Here is a 15,031-nt window from a genome sequence, read left to right as displayed (position 1 = left end):
AGGCGGGGGTTTTTGCATTTGAGCGGCGGAAATGCACGCGAGCTGGCCAGGCGCAATGCGGCCGGAACTGAGGCGGCAGACGGCAGACGGTCGCGGATCAGGCATCTGCCATCCTCGAGCAATCCGCGGCCAAGCACCCCCGATATCCCCGGTACGTTCTTCTACGGATCACGCTAATCCACCTGCAGTCAGTCTCCGGTCGATGTCGACACATCGAGAGACGATGTCTTGATGGTCGAAAATGAGCGACGCTCGTCGACGATGATCGACAAATACCATCTTCTGACGAACATTCCCTGCTTCATCCACCGGTCTTTCGACGCACCCTGTCGACCTGTCCGTGTGCGCCCTTCGGCGAACGCACCACGAATCCGTCATAAAAATCTATGCGCATAAAGTCCGTTCTCGCGACATGCGCTGCAGAGCGGAGAGCGGCCCCTTCGGGGTAATATCGCCATTCGTCCCGATTCGCGGCGCTTGTCCACATCTGCTGGCGATCGGTGTCTTTCGCATTCCCTCTCCTGCATCGTTCATGACTGACAGCCCTGCCCAAGGTGGTCGGACGACCGACTTCTTGCCGTATCTCGTCGCCGCAACGTTCTTCATGGAGTATCTCGACACGACCGTGATCGCGACAGCGCTGCCGCAAATGGCGCATTCGTTCGGTGTCGGTCCGAACGCGCTGAGCCTCGGGATGACGGCCTACATGCTTGCGCTGGCGGTGTTCATTCCGATCAGCGGCTGGATCGCGGACCGCTATGGGTCGCGCACGGTATTCGCGAGCGCGATCGTCGTCTTCACTGGTGCGTCGGTGCTGTGCGGGCTGTCCGAGGGCGTCATGACGTTCACGGCTGCACGGCTGCTGCAGGGCGTCGGCGGGGCGATGATGGTGCCGGTCGGACGGATGATCGTCGTGCGTAGCACCGAGAAGGCCAAGCTGATGCGAGCGATCGCGACGATCACGTGGCCGGGCATCGTCGCGCCTGTCGTCGGGCCGCCGATCGGCGGCTTCATCACGACCTATGCGTCATGGCGCTGGATCTTCCTGCTGAACGTCCCGTTCGGTATTGCCGCGCTGGTCTGTACCTTGCTGATCGTCCGGAACACGCGGGCCGACGAGCAACGGCCGCTCGACTGGGTTGGATTCGTGCTGGCCGGTGGCGCATTGACTTGTCTGTTGATCGGTACCGAAGCGGCAGGCCAGCAGGATGTCGACTTCACGCGCGCGGGTGTCCTGGTGGGCGCGAGCGTGCTGTTCGGCGCGGCCGCGTGGTTGCATGCGCGACGCTGCGCGCATCCGCTGCTCGACTTCACCACGCTGAAGGTGCCGACCTTCTCGGTGACGGTGATCACCGGTTCGATCACGCGGATGGCGATCAACGCCGTGCCGTACCTGTTGCCGCTGTTGTTCCAGATCGGCTTCGGGCTGTCGCCGTTCCAGTCTGGCCTGTTGTTGCTCGCGAGTGCGCTCGGCAATCTGGGGATGAAGGCGGGAACGTCATGGATTCTCGACCGATATGGCTTCCGGCGCGTTGCACTCGTCGACGTGACCATTGTCGGCATCTTCACGATTGCGTGCGGCTGGCTGACCGCGTCGACGCCGCTGACGATCACGCTGCTTGTCGTATTCGTCTACGGACTCACGCGGTCGATGCAGTTCACGACACTCGCGACACTCGCCTATGCGGATATCCCGGCTCATCAGACGAGTGCCGCCAGCACGCTGTGGAGCGCTGCACAGCAGATGACGATCGGGATGGGGATCGCGTTCGGTGCGTTGTCGCTGCGGCTCGCGGCGTTGGCGCGCGGCGATGCGGCCGGCATGCATTACGTGCTCGACGATTTCCGCTGGGCCTTCGTCGCGGCAGGCGTGCTCGCGCTGCTGACGCTGCCGGGCTATGCACGGCTGGCCTCCAATGCAGGCGACCGGCTGCGGGCGAGTGTGGCGCGAGGGTAGGCAGGGTTACGAATCGAATTTGCACTACGACGGGTGAGCATCTCCATTTTGCGTCGCTCACCGGAAATGTCGAGCCGTCGTGATTGCGATGGGCTGGCGGTCAGCGCAATCGGTTGTTTGCCACTTCTGCGGGTGCGTGAGCAGACCGCGCGGTGCTTTAGCGCAAACCGGAAATCATCCGCGTGACGAACGTCGAGACGGCGCCACGCTCGTCCTCGCTGCCATCACTGCGCGTCATGGAAAATGATGCCGACCGTGTGGCGGTGGCCGCTGCGGATCCGGCTTACGCCGTGGCGCAGGTTGACGCGATAGACGCCTCGCGTCCCCTGCACGGGTCTGCCGTGCACGGCGAATATCACCGCGTCGCCTTGCATCAGCGGCACCACTTCCGCCCGTGATTGCATGCGTGGCCGCTGTTCCGTCAACACGAATTCCCCGCCCGTGAAATCGCGGCCCGGCGCCGACAGCAGGATCGCAACCTGCAGCGGAAACACGTGCTCGCCATAGAGATCCTGATGGAGGCAGTTGTAGTCGTCGGGACCGTATTGCAGGATCAGCGGCGTCGGTCGCGTTTGCCCCGCCGCATGGCAGCGATCGAGGAGTGTCGTGTGGTCTTTCGGATAGCGGACGTCGATTCCGAGCGCCTGGTTCCAGCGATTCGCGATTGGGGCGAGATGCGGGTAGATCGTCGTGCGCAGCTCGGCAATGTCCGCGGGCAGCGGGTACGCGAAATATTTGTATTCGCCGCGGCCGAATCCGTGCCGCGCCATCACGACGCGTGAACGATAAAGCGCATCCCGCGGATAGAGCGACGCGAGCGTATCGCATTCGTTCGTCGAAATCAGGCCCGGCACGCGCGCGCATCCATGGCGATCGAGTTCGGCGCCGACAGTCGGCCAGTCGATGGCGTCGATGCGTTGTGCGATGTCCAGCGATTCGACGGCAGGTTGCAGATCGGCGATGTTCACGGGCATCCCTCGGTTCGTCAGCGATGTGGCGCCGATCCGTGCGTAATGCTCGAAAGCATTGCGAGCACGATTGGCGCCACGAAGAAAATTGATGAACCCAGTCTAGCGACGTTCGTGTGCAGGTGCGCTCCAGATCTTGCGCTTCAATTCGGAAGCGAGAGGGGGCACGGGGCGCGCACGGACGCATCGAAGGCTGCGACGTATCAGTGCGGAGAGGCGGAGAGGCGAGCAGCGAATCTTCCACGACAAGCGGCCGGCGCATACCGGCCACCCGTCGCAACGCGCATCAAGCCATTGACCGGAACAACCAGTAGAGCCCGCCGGCAAGCACGATCGACGCCGGCAGCGTCAGCACCCACGCGAGCACGAGGCTGCGCACCGTGCCCCATTGCAGCCCCGACCCGTTCGCCGCCATCGTGCCCGCGACACCCGACGACAGCACGTGCGTCGTCGACACCGGCAGCCCGTACACGTCGGCGGCGCCGATCGTCAGCATCGCGACGAGTTCGGCCGATGCGCCCTGTCCATACGTCAGATGCTGCTTGCCGATTTTCTCGCCGACGGTCACGACGATCCGTTTCCAGCCGACCATCGTACCGAGGCCCAGCGCGATCGCGACGGCAACCTTCACCCACGTCGGAATGAATTTGGTCGCGTGGTCGAGCTGCTTGCGATAGTTGTCGATCGCGAGCTTGTCGTCGGCGGCGAACGCGGGCTGGCCCGACTTCTCGATCAGGCGGATTGCTTCGGACACCAGATACATCGTGTTGCGCACGTTGTCGACGTCACGCTGCGGCACGGCTGCCATCGAGCCCGACGCGCCGACCGCGGTCGCGAGCGACGTCGACAGCTGCTGCACGGCCGGCAGCACGGCGGGCGTCAGTTCACGACGCTGCACGTAGTGTTCGACGTCGGCGCGCGGGTTCGCGGACGGCGCGACGCCGTTCGTATACTTCCCGAATGTCGCGGCGGCCTGGGTCGCGACCGCCACGAACGTCTGCGATTCGGCCGGCGTGACGGCCTTGTTCAGTGCATACGCAGTCGGTACCGTGCCGATCAGGATCAGCATGATGAGGCCCATCCCTTTCTGCCCGTCGTTCGACCCGTGCGCGAACGACACGCCCGTGCAGGTCAGGATCAGCAGGCAGCGAATCCAGAACGGCGGCGGCTGATCCTTCGGCGGCTCCTTGTACAGCTCCGGGATCCGCACGAGCGTCTTCAGCACGAGCAGCAGCAGCGCTGCGCACAGAAAGCCGACGATCGGCGAGAACAGCAGCGACTTGCCGACACCGAGCGCCTGGCCCCAGTCGACGCCGCTCGTACCCGACGGCCCGTGCATCAGCTGGTTCATCAGCCCGACGCCGATGATCGACCCGATCAGCGTATGCGAACTCGACGACGGCAACCCGAAATACCAGGTCGCGAGGTTCCACACGATTGCGGCGATCAGCAGTGCGAACACCATCGCGAAACCCGCGCCGCTGCCGACCTGCAGGATCAGCTCGACCGGCAACAACTGCAGGATCCCGAATGCGACGGCGCCGCTCGAGACCATCACGCCCAGGAAGTTCCACATGCCGGACCAGATCACCGCGACGTTGGGCGTCAGCGAGTGCGTGTAGATCACGGTGGCGACCGCGTTCGCGGTGTCATGGAAGCCGTTGACGAATTCGAAGCCGAGCGCGATCAGCAGCGCGGCGCCGAGCAGCAGGTACGGGAACAGCTTCCCTTCGCGGACCGGCGACAGATCGTCGATCAGGTGCGTGGCGATATAGATCGCACCGAGCGCGAGCACCAGCAGGAAGACGGCATAGCCGACCTGTCTGGTGCGTTCGACGGAGCCCGAGTTGTTCGGTGCGGACGAAGCAGGTTGATTCATGACGGCATCTCGTAAGGGAACCGCGTCCGATCCTATCTGCGGCCAGCAGTCAGTTTGATGACAGTCGGGATCACGAACGGTGTGTCTTACAGCGATGTAAGGTGTGCTTGCGGCGAGACGCGTCGGCTCGTATCGCGATTCACATCGTGACCGCGACGCGGAAGGGGCTCACGCGTGAGTGTCGCGCCGATCGTCGTCCCCGCTCAACGTCCAGCCATGTGGCGACGCAACGAACGTCGTGCAGGACAGCGGCGGGACGTCGATGCGGGTTGCTGCCTTCGAATCCATCCGCAGCACGTGTGCGACGGCCGCGCGGACGATTGGCGCATGTGTGACTGCGACGATGTCGCGGTCGTGCTGCAGCGCGTTCAACCATGTGCCGACGCGGCGCATGGTTGCTTCGAACGATTCACCGCTGTGCGGCGACGCCGACGGATTTCCGATCCACGCACCCAGTTCGTCCGGCAAGTCGCGAGCGAGGTCGTGCAAGCGCTGGCCTCGCCAGTTGCCGTAATCGATGTCGCGCAGCGCGTCGTCGATGTCGACATCAAGGCCGAGCGCATCGGCGGTCTGCCGCGCGCAGCAAGCAGGGCTGCATAGCACGAGCACGCCGGCGGTACCCGCCCACCGGTCGCGTAGCGCTGCGGCTTCGGCGAGCCCGTGTGTATCGAGCGGATCGTCGTCGGGAAACGTGCCGGTACGCATCGCCCGGGTCGATGCGTGTGCGATCAGGCGTAGCGAGGCATGCAGGGTCATGTCGGTTTTCGGGGGGGCCGGAGCGGGACGCGATCGCCTTTGCGCGATCACTTCAATACACGAACGTTCGCGCGTACAATTCGCCCGATACGAAACGCGGAAGCCGGTGCAATTCCGGCGCGGTCGCGCCACTGTAACCGGGGAATCCATGATCCCGGAAGCCAGACCTGCCTTCGTACCCATCCAACATTTGTCGGGGCGCGATTCCCCTGAGGTGCATCCATGAGCGAAGCAGTGCTGAAGCCGGCAGTCGTGCCGGCACCCATCCCCGTCCGTGAACTGTTGCCGTGGGCCGTATTCGTCGGCCTGATCCTGTTGCTCGCCCTCTATTTCGTCGGCGCGGAACAAGGCGCGACGTCGCTCGTGCCGGGCATGTACGTCCACGAATTCGTCCACGACGGCCGCCATCTGCTCGGCTTTCCCTGCCACTGACGCGGAGGTCATGATGGTCGGAAAGCTGCTCATGCGCGGGATGCTCGCAGGCATCGCCGCAGGCCTCCTCACGTTCGGTTTCGCCAGAGTCGTCGGTGAACCGCAAGTCGATCAGGCGATCTCCTTCGAAGAAAAAGCCGACGCCGCCAAAGGCGACGCACCGGAGCCCGAGCTGGTCAGCCGCCACACGCAGGCCGGCCTCGGGCTGCTGACGGGCGTCGTGACCTACGGCGCGGCATTCGGCGGGCTGTTCTCGCTGGTCTTCGCGTTTGCCTACGGGCGGGGCAGCCGCCTTCCGGCCCGTCCGCTGGCCGCGTGGCTCGCGCTGGCGGCGTTCGTCGCGCTCGTGATCGTGCCGAACCTCAAGTACCCGGCCAATCCGCCGTCGGTCGGCGATCCCGACACGATCGGCTATCGCACGGGCCTGTTTTTCCTGATGATCGCGATCTCGGTCGCGACGATGGTGTTCTCGGTCAGCGTGCGCCGCCATTTGCTGGCGAAGCTCGGCCAGTGGAACGCGTCGATCGTCGCCGGGCTCGTGTTTGTCGCGATCATCGCGGCCGTGCAGATCGGGCTGCCGTCGGTCAGCGAGCTGCCGGCCGATTTCCCGGCCGCCGTGCTGTGGAAGTTCCGCGTCGCGGCGATCGGCATGCAGGTGATCATGTGGACGACGATCGGCCTGCTGTTCGGCGCGTGGGTCGAGCGCAGCGAACGCGTCGGCGTGCGCGCCGCGTAACGCACAGCGCAACGGAGCGGAGCGCGCCTAGCGCAGGATGCGCGGCGCGCTCCACGTCGATTCGCGCGCGAGCGCGACGAACGCGGCCAGATAGTCGATCGATGCCTCCGCTTCGCGAATGCCGAGGAAGATCTGCTTCGAGATCCCCTTCTTGCCGAGCTTGACCGGCACGACCGGCATCCGGTCCGCGTACTCGTCGGCCAGCCATCTCGGCAGCGCGGCCACGCCGCGTTCGCTCGCCACCATCTGCAGCATGATGTCGGTGGTCTCGATCGATTTGTGCCGCCTCGGCACGATGCCGGCCGGCGTCAGGAACTGGTTGTAGATGTCGAGCCGGTCGGTCTCGACCGGGTACGTGATGAGGATCTCGTCGGTCAGTTGCTCGGGCGTCACGTAGTCGGCGTTCGCGAACCGGTGCGAGTCGGCGACCACCAGCACCTGCTCGTAGTCGAACACGGGATCGAAGCGCAGGCCCGGCTTGTTCAGCGGATCGGGCGTCACGAGTACATCGATGTCATGGCCGAACAGCGCGCCGATACCGCCGAACTGGAAGCGCTGCTTCACGTCCACGTCGACGTCGGGCCAGCGCGACAGGTACGGCGACACGACCTTCAGCAGCCACTGGTAGCACGGGTGGCACTCCATCCCGATGCGCAGCGTGCCGCGCTCGCCCTTCGCGTACTGCTTCATCCGCTCCTCGGCAAGCTCGAACTGCGGCAGCAGCCGGTTCGCCAGTTTCAGCAGATATTGCCCGCCCTGCGTGAGCCGCAGGCCGCGGCCTTCGCGGTCCCAGATCGGTGTGCCGAGCTGCTGCTCGATTTTCCGGACGGTATGGCTGAGCGCCGATTGCGTGAGGTGCAGCGCATTGGCGGCTGCGGTCAGCGAGCCCTGGCGCTCGACTTCACGAATGACGACGAGATGGAATCGTTCCAGCATGGATTTCGCTCGCGCAACAGATGCATGAATAACTTTAATGGATGAATGAAATAATGCCATTTTATTTCATGGTTTGAAATCCCTATGATGGCTGCCGGATCTTCAATTTTTCTCTGGACGGCAGCTTCATGGTTACGACACACAACCTCGGTTTTCCGCGCATCGGCGCGAAGCGCGAACTCAAGTTCGGTCTCGAACGCTACTGGAAGGGCGAGTCGTCGCGTGACGAACTGAAGGCGCTCGGCGCCGAGCTGCGCCGGCGCCACTGGCACGACCAGCGCGACCTGGACCTGGCGCCGATCGGCGATTTCGCGTTCTACGACCAGGTGCTCGACATGAGCTTCACGCTCGGCAACCTGCCGAAGCGCGTGCTGGATTTCCATGGCGACGCGCTCGACAACTATTTCCGCGTCGCGCGCGGCCGTTCGGCGCAGTCGGCGGAAGAACACGCGGCATGCTGCGGCGGTGTCGCGGCCGGTGAAATGACGAAGTGGTTCGACACGAACTACCACTACATCGTGCCGGAGTTTCACGCGGACACGAACTTCTCGCTCGATCCGTCGCGCCTGCTGCAGCAACTCGCCGAGGCGAATGCGCAGGGCGTGAACGCGAAGCCGGTGATTCTCGGCCCCGTCACGTACCTGTGGCTCGGCAAGGCGAAGGACGATTCCGATCGCGTCGCGCTGCTGCCCAAGCTGCTGCCCGTGTACGGCGCGCTGCTCGACACGCTGACCGCGCAGGGTGTCGAATGGGTGCAGATCGACGAACCGATCCTCGTGACGGAGCTCGATGCCGAATGGCGTCAGGCATTCCGCACCGCGTATGCGGCGCTGGAAACGCGTCGCATCAAGCTGCTGCTCGCCACGTACTTCGGCCAGCTTCAGGACAACCTGACGCTCACGGCTTCGCTGCCGGTCGACGGCCTGCATGTCGATGCGATCAACGCACGCGACGAAATCGACGCACTGGTGCGTGAACTGCCGTCCGAGCGCGTGCTGTCGGTGGGCGCGATCAACGGCCGCAACATCTGGAAGACGGATCTGAACGCGACGCTCGACTGGCTCGAACCGCTCGCGAAGCAACTGGGTGATCGTTTGTGGCTCGCGCCGTCGTGCTCGCTGCTGCACGTGCCGGTCGATCTCGCGAGCGAGGAGAAGCTCGATCTGGAAATCCGCTCGTGGCTCGCGTTCGCTCTGCAGAAGCTCGACGAGCTGAAGGTGCTCGCGACCGCGCTGAACGTAGGCCGCGACAAGGTGGCCGAGGCGCTCGCTGCGAACGCTGCCGCGATCGACTCGCGACGTCGCTCGCCGCGCGTGAACAACCCGGCGGTGAAGGCCGCGATCGCGCGCATCGATGCGCAGCTCGGCAATCGCGTGAGCCCCTATGCGCAGCGTGCGTCGAAGCAGTCGGCGCGACTGAAGCTGCCGGCTTTCCCGACGACGACGATCGGCTCGTTCCCGCAGACCGCCGAAATCCGCCAGGCGCGCAGCCAGTTCAAGGCCGGCGCGCTGGACGAGGCCGGCTACCGCACGGCGATGCAGGCTGAAATCGAGCGCAGCGTGCGCGAGCAGGAATCGCTCGAACTCGACGTGCTCGTGCACGGCGAAGCCGAGCGCAACGACATGGTCGAATACTTCGGCGAGCAGCTCGACGGCTACGCATTCAGCCAGTTCGGCTGGGTGCAGTCGTACGGTTCGCGTTGCGTGAAGCCGCCGATCCTGTTCGGCGACATCAGCCGCCCGAAGGCGATGACGGTCGAATGGATCACCTACGCGCAGTCGCTGACGAACAAGCCGATGAAGGGCATGCTGACCGGCCCCGTGACGATCCTGAACTGGTCGTTCGTGCGCGACGACCAGCCGCGCTCGGTGTCGTGCTACCAGCTCGCGCTGGCGATCCGCGAGGAGGTACTCGATCTCGAGAAGGCCGGTGTGCGCGTGATCCAGATCGACGAGGCCGCGCTGCGCGAAGGGCTGCCGCTGCGCCGCGCGCAATGGGGCGCGTACCTGAAGTGGGCGGTCGAATCGTTCCGCATCACCGCGAACGGCGTGCAGGACGACACGCAGATCCATACGCACATGTGCTATTCGGAGTTCAACGACATCATCGCGTCGATCGCCGACATGGACGCGGACGTGATCACGATCGAGACGTCGCGCTCGGACATGGAGCTGCTCGACGCGTTCGACAGCTTCAGGTATCCGAACGAGATCGGGCCGGGCGTGTACGACATCCATTCGCCGAACATCCCGACGCAGGATCACATCGTCGGCCTGATGAGGAAGGCGGCGGAACGGATTCCGGCGGAGCGCCTGTGGGTGAACCCGGACTGCGGCCTGAAGACGCGCCAGTGGGCGGAGGTGATCCCGGCGCTGACGAACATGGTTGCTGCGGCGAAGACGCTGCGCAATCAGGTGCATTGACGCGGGCAACGCGGGCCGGTCGTATTGCGCGCGCCGCGGCTCGCGCAACGCGATGCCTGCCTTGGCGCTCGGACTTCCGTACGGGCAAATGAAAAAGGGCAGCGCGGTGCGCTGCCCTTGCTTGCGATGACCGGGCAGGCGGGTGAAGCTGCCTGCGCCGGTGCACGGGTGTTACACGGTGCGCGCGCCGCGCGGCAGCGCGTCGTCCTGCTTGCGGGGCGCACCGGCATCGTCGATGCTGACGCGGCGCGAGATCAGCCACACGCACAGCGACGACACTAGGGCGGCACTCGTGTACTGGATCGCGAGCGGCCACCATTGCGGCGCGGTATTCTGCGCGATGATGGTCGCCACCAGCGGCGTGAGGCCGCCGGCGAGCGCACCGCACACCTGGTACGCGATCGAGATCGCCGTATAGCGGATGCGCGCGACGAAGATGCCGCTGACGAAGCCCGCGACGACCGAGTAGTAGCCCGATTCCGCGAGCGTGGCGAGGCCGACGCCGACCGTGATCGACAGCGGCGTGCCCATGTGCACGAGCGGCAGCATCAGGAACGGGACGATCGCGGCCCATGCGCCGGTGATCAGCAGCACGCGCGTGGTGCCGAAGCGTTGCGCGAGGAACGCGGCCGCGAGCTGCACGACGAACTGCAGCACCGCGACGATCGTCATGCAATGCAGCACCATCGACCGGTCGAGCGACAGGAATTGCGTCGCATAGCTGATCATGAAGATGTTGCTGAAATACACGCCGGCGATGCCGTACACGTTCGCACCGATCGCGAGCAGCAGCAGCGGCCAGTACTTGAGCGCTTCACGCAACGGCTTTTGCGCGATGTTGCCGCTCTTCTTGACTTCCTCGAACTCGGGCGACTCGGACACGCTCGCGCGGATCACGAAGCCGACGATCAGCAGTACGGAACTGGCGAGGAACGGCACGCGCCAGCCCCAGCTCATCATGTCGTCCTTCGACAGCGTGCTGATCGCACCGAACGCGAGCATCGACAGGATCAGGCCGCTTGCGCTGCCGAGCTGCGCGAACGACGCGAAGAACGTGCGCTTGCCTTCGGGCGCATGCTCGCCGGCGAGCAGCACCGCGCCGCCCCATTCGCCGCCGACCGCGATGCCTTGCAGCACGCGCATCAGCACCAGCAGGATCGGTGCGATCACGCCGGCTTGCGCATGAGTCGGCAGCAGGCCGATCGCGACGGTCGACACGGCCATCAGCATCAGCGTCGCGAGCAGCGAGCGCTTGCGGCCGAAGCGGTCGCCGAGATAGCCGAACATCACGCCGCCGAGCGGCCGCGCGAAGAAGCCGACCGCGAACGAGCCGAACGACGCGAGCAGGCTGATGAAGCGGTTTTCGCCGGGAAAGAACAGCGGCCCGAACACGATGGCGGCGGCGGTCGCGTAGCTATAGAAGTCGTACCACTCGATCGTGGTGCCGACGAACGAAGCGAGCGCCGCCCGCTTCGGTTGCTTGACGGAAGTCCCCATCTTTATGTGTGCTCCTCTGGAATCCTTTGATTTGGAATAGTGGTGGCGCCGGGATCAGTCGCGGTACGCGACGCCCGGCAGCACGCACAGCAGCTCGTACGCGAGGTTCGCGCCGAGCAGCGCGGTGGTGCCGAACGGGTCGTACGGCGGCGCGACTTCGACGAGATCGCAGCCGACGATGTTCAACCCCTTCGCGCCGCGGATGATCTCGAGCGCCTGCGGCACCGTGAGGCCCGCGATTTCCGGCGTGCCGGTGCCCGGTGCGTAGGCCGGGTCGATGCCGTCGATGTCGAAGCTGATGTAGACGGGCGTATCGCCGACGCGTGCGCGCACTTCTTCCATCAGCGGTGCAAGCGACTTGTTCCAGCATTCCTCGGCCTGGACGACGCGGAAGCCCTGCTCGCGGCACCAGTCGAAATCCTCGGCCGCGTAGCCGGTGCCGCGCAGGCCGATCTGCGTGACCTTGTCGCCGTGCAGCAGGCCTTCCTCGACCGCGCGGCGGAACGGCGTGCCGTGCGCGATCTTTTCACCCATCATCGTGTCGTTCACGTCGGCGTGTGCATCGACGTGGATCAATGCAACCTTGCCGTGCTTGCGGTGGATCGCGCGCAGGATCGGCAGCGCGATCGTATGGTCGCCGCCGAGCGTGATCGGCTTGCAATCGTGTTCGAGGATCGCGTCGTACGCGGCTTCGATGCGCGCGATCGAATCGTGCAGGTTGTACGGGTTGATCGCGACATCGCCGATATCGGCGATCTGCAGCGAATCGAAGGGCGCTGCGCGCGTGGCCATGTTGTACGGACGCAGCAGCACGGATTCGGTGCGGATCTGGCGCGGGCCGAATCGTGCGCCGGTGCGGTTGGACGTGCCGAGATCGAACGGCACGCCGACGAAACAGGCGTCGAGGCCTTCGGCGCTCGCCACGTGCGGCAGGCGCATCATGGTGGCGATGCCGCCGCAGCGCGGCATTTCATTGCCGCCGAGCGGCTGGAAATGGGTGTGGTCGTTCATGGGCTGTCTCTTCCGATGTGGGGTTGCCGTATCATGCGACGCGGCTTGGCGCACAGTTTTACGCGCTCCGCCGGGAAAGAAGAATGCGAAGATATCGACGTAAACATCGATTTTCATCGATGTATGGAAGGGGATGAACGTGCTGGGGAATCTGTCGACCCTCGATCTGCGGCTGATCCGCGTGTTTCTCGCGGTCACGGACGCGGGCGGTGTATCGGCCGCGCAGGCCGTGCTGAACGTCGGGCAGTCGACGATCAGTGCGCAACTGTCGTCGCTCGAGACGCGGCTCGGCTACCGGCTCTGCGAGCGCGGCCGCAGCGGCTTCCGGCTCACGCCGAAGGGCGAACGGTTCCACGCGATGAGCCGCAAGCTGCTCGCGGCGCTCGACGAATTCGGGATGGCCGCGCGGCACATGGACCGCCAGCTGGTCGGCACGCTGAACATCGGCCTGATCGGCCATACGCCGGTGAGCCAGAACGCGCGGATCGCCGAGGCGATCGCCGCGTTCCGCACGCGCGACGAAGCCGTACGTTTCTCGATTTCAGTGCGCGCACCCGGCGATCTCGAGGAGAAACTGCTGAGCGACGAGATCCAGATCGCGGTCGGCTACTTCTGGCACCGCGTGCCGTCGCTGCACTACACGCCGCTGTTCATCGAGCGTCAGGTCGCGTATTGCGGCCGTGGCCATCCGCTGTTCGACGGCGCCGGCATGCTGACGCCGGCCGACGTCGCGGGTTTCGAATGGGCGTGGCGCTCGTATCCGCTACCGGAGGCGCAACTGTCGACGACGCCCGACCGCGTGACCGCGACCGCCGACAACATGGAGGCCGTCGCGCTGCTGATCCTGTCCGGCCACCACCTCGGCTACCTGCCGCAGCACTTCGCGGCGCCGTACGTCGCGCAGGGATTGCTCGCGCCGCTCAATCCCGATGAACTGCGCTACGACGTGACGTTCCACATGGTCGTCGCGCGCAACGGACGCGGGAATCCGCTCGTGGAAGCGTTTCTCGAGGATCTGGAGCGCGCGCACCAGTCACCCGACGTCGCATGAGGGCGGCGTTGCCGCCAATGTGAACAAGCGTTACACCGGAGCAGGTCGTCGCCCCGGTGCGTATCACGGCACCGGCAAGCCCGCGTCGTGCTTCACCTCGCGCAGCGACAGCGCCGATTCGATCGACGTCACACCCGGCAGCATCCGCAGCGAGTCGCGCAGGAACGTGCCGTAGTCGTCGAGGTCGCGCGCGACCACCTGCAGCAGGTAGTCGGCGGTGCCCGCGACGTTGTGGCACGCGAGGATCCGCTCGATGCCGAGCACTTCCCGTTCGAACCGGTCGGCGACCTTGCGGTCGTGCGTGGCGAACCGCACGAGCACGAACGCGACGACGCCGAAGCCGAGCGCCTGCCGTGACAGCTGCGCGCGGTAGCGCTCGATGTAGCCGTCGCTTTCGAGTCGTTTGAGGCGCCGCGCACAGGGCGTCTCGGACAAGCCGACAGATTCGGCGAGACGCGCGATCGGCAGGCGGCCGTCGCGCTGCACCGCAGCGAGAATCGCGCGGTCGGTTTTGTCGAGCTCGGTCATGTTGGCGGAATCCTTGTGTCGATTCCGTCATTGTGGCGGATTCCCCTATGAATTACCAATTCCGAGCCAAAGATGGCCAATAATCCCTCGTCCTTCAGCGGCAACATATCGTCATTGAAGGACGGGGGCAGACCATGATTTCCACGCATTTGCTGTTGATTTATCTCGCCGCGCTGGCGGCCATCTATGCGGTGCCGGGGCCTGACATGGCGCTCGTGCTGCAGACCAGCATCGGCCGTGGCGTGCGGCCGGGCATGGCGGCGGCGGCCGGCCTGTCGCTCGCGCGCACCGCGCACGTGACGCTGTCGGCGTGTGGCGTCGCGGCGCTGATCCGCGGCGCCCCGTGGCTGTACGAGGTGATCCGCTACGGCGGCGCGCTGTATCTCGCCTATGTCGCGATCCAGGTGTTCCGCTCGCCGGTGTTCGCGCTCGGCGACGGCGACACGGCGGCGACGGCCGGCGAACTGCGTCAGTCGTTCGTGAAGGGGCTGCTGACGAACCTGCTGAACCCGAAGGCGCTGCTGTTCTGCTCGGTGCTGCTGCCGCAGTTCGTGCGTCCCGAGGCCGGGCCGGTCGTCTGGCAGATGTTCGAGCTGGGCGCGCTGCTGGTGGCGGCCGGCGTGTGCTTCGACCTCGCGTGCGTGTTCGGCGCGTCGCGCATCGCGGCGTGGATGCGCGCGCATCCGCTCGCGCAGACCGTGCAGCGCTGGACGTTTTCGGCGGCGCTGATCGGTTTCGCGCTGCGCCTGTCGATGGACTGAACGGGGTTCTTGCACCGTTGGCGCGTCGGTCGACAGCCGCGCGGCAACGATGCGCCGATCGCCGCAGGCCGTGCGCCATGCCGGCCGTCACGCGCA

General features: G+C 65.4%; 13 protein-coding genes and 1 riboswitch. Of the genes, 6 read left to right on the top strand and 7 right to left on the bottom strand.

Annotated elements, in window-relative coordinates:
• The first annotated feature begins 532 nt into the window (after positions 1-532).
• Positions 533-1,957, top strand: a complete 1,425-nt coding sequence (locus U5809_RS30645; RefSeq protein ID WP_322089261.1) for a DHA2 family efflux MFS transporter permease subunit — start codon at positions 533-535, stop codon at positions 1,955-1,957.
• Positions 1,958-2,181: 224 nt separating this feature from the next.
• On the opposite strand, the gene U5809_RS30640 is transcribed toward U5809_RS30645, so the two are convergent.
• The 3 genes from U5809_RS30640 to U5809_RS30630 all read right to left on the bottom strand — a co-directional run bounded on the left by U5809_RS30640 (position 2,182) and on the right by U5809_RS30630 (position 5,560).
• Positions 2,182-2,925 carry a 2OG-Fe(II) oxygenase gene (locus tag U5809_RS30640; protein ID WP_322089260.1) on the bottom strand — a complete coding sequence of 248 codons (744 nt, stop codon included), beginning with the start codon at positions 2,923-2,925 and terminating at the stop codon, positions 2,182-2,184.
• A gap of 286 nt (positions 2,926-3,211) precedes the next feature.
• Positions 3,212-4,804: an inorganic phosphate transporter gene (locus U5809_RS30635; protein ID WP_282508484.1), complete on the bottom strand. Its 1,593-nt coding sequence runs from the start codon at positions 4,802-4,804 to the stop codon at positions 3,212-3,214.
• A 168-nt stretch (positions 4,805-4,972) separates the two neighbouring features.
• A complete protein-coding gene (locus U5809_RS30630) occupies positions 4,973-5,560 on the bottom strand; it encodes a histidine phosphatase family protein (RefSeq protein WP_322089259.1) in 588 nt (195 codons plus the stop codon).
• A 46-nt stretch (positions 5,561-5,606) separates the two neighbouring features.
• Positions 5,607-5,750: riboswitch (cobalamin riboswitch) on the top strand.
• Positions 5,751-5,782: 32 nt separating this feature from the next.
• Between U5809_RS30630 and U5809_RS30625 the strand changes: the two genes are divergently transcribed.
• Both U5809_RS30625 and U5809_RS30620 read left to right on the top strand, forming a co-directional pair.
• Positions 5,783-5,992: a CbtB domain-containing protein gene (locus U5809_RS30625; RefSeq protein WP_006488502.1), complete on the top strand. Its 210-nt coding sequence runs from the start codon at positions 5,783-5,785 to the stop codon at positions 5,990-5,992.
• A gap of 13 nt (positions 5,993-6,005) precedes the next feature.
• The gene (locus U5809_RS30620) at positions 6,006-6,728 is read left to right on the top strand and encodes a CbtA family protein (protein WP_322089263.1); all 723 of its coding nucleotides are present in this window, start codon (positions 6,006-6,008) and stop codon (positions 6,726-6,728) included.
• A gap of 27 nt (positions 6,729-6,755) precedes the next feature.
• Here U5809_RS30620 and U5809_RS30615 read toward each other — a convergent pair whose 3' ends face one another.
• Positions 6,756-7,664: a LysR family transcriptional regulator gene (locus U5809_RS30615; RefSeq protein ID WP_282508486.1), complete on the bottom strand. Its 909-nt coding sequence runs from the start codon at positions 7,662-7,664 to the stop codon at positions 6,756-6,758.
• A gap of 128 nt (positions 7,665-7,792) precedes the next feature.
• Here U5809_RS30615 and metE point away from each other — a divergent pair, with 128 nt between their 5' ends.
• The gene (gene metE, locus U5809_RS30610; protein ID WP_322089258.1) at positions 7,793-10,087 is read left to right on the top strand and encodes a 5-methyltetrahydropteroyltriglutamate--homocysteine S-methyltransferase; all 2,295 of its coding nucleotides are present in this window, start codon (positions 7,793-7,795) and stop codon (positions 10,085-10,087) included.
• Positions 10,088-10,258: 171 nt separating this feature from the next.
• Here metE and U5809_RS30605 read toward each other — a convergent pair whose 3' ends face one another.
• The gene (locus tag U5809_RS30605) at positions 10,259-11,584 is read right to left on the bottom strand and encodes an MFS transporter (RefSeq protein ID WP_322089257.1); all 1,326 of its coding nucleotides are present in this window, start codon (positions 11,582-11,584) and stop codon (positions 10,259-10,261) included.
• Positions 11,585-11,638: 54 nt separating this feature from the next.
• Positions 11,639-12,595 (bottom strand): agmatinase, encoded by a 957-nt coding sequence (speB, locus tag U5809_RS30600; RefSeq protein ID WP_011353980.1) that lies wholly within the window; start codon positions 12,593-12,595, stop codon positions 11,639-11,641.
• Positions 12,596-12,728: 133 nt separating this feature from the next.
• On the opposite strand from speB, the gene U5809_RS30595 reads away from it, so the two are divergent.
• Entirely contained in the window at positions 12,729-13,646 is a 918-nt protein-coding gene (locus U5809_RS30595; RefSeq protein WP_262389975.1) for a LysR family transcriptional regulator, read from the top strand.
• 63 nt (positions 13,647-13,709) lie between these two features.
• Here U5809_RS30595 and U5809_RS30590 read toward each other — a convergent pair whose 3' ends face one another.
• Positions 13,710-14,174 (bottom strand): Lrp/AsnC family transcriptional regulator, encoded by a 465-nt coding sequence (locus U5809_RS30590; protein WP_059238912.1) that lies wholly within the window; start codon positions 14,172-14,174, stop codon positions 13,710-13,712.
• A 134-nt stretch (positions 14,175-14,308) separates the two neighbouring features.
• Here U5809_RS30590 and U5809_RS30585 point away from each other — a divergent pair, with 134 nt between their 5' ends.
• Positions 14,309-14,935 (top strand): LysE family translocator, encoded by a 627-nt coding sequence (locus U5809_RS30585; RefSeq protein ID WP_322089256.1) that lies wholly within the window; start codon positions 14,309-14,311, stop codon positions 14,933-14,935.
• The last annotated feature ends 96 nt before the right edge of the window (positions 14,936-15,031 follow it).

It is taken from the genome of Burkholderia sp. BCC1999 (genome assembly GCF_905339975.1).
Classification (GTDB): Bacteria; Pseudomonadota; Gammaproteobacteria; order Burkholderiales; family Burkholderiaceae; genus Burkholderia.
This window is presented reverse-complemented; position numbering and strand designations above follow the sequence as displayed.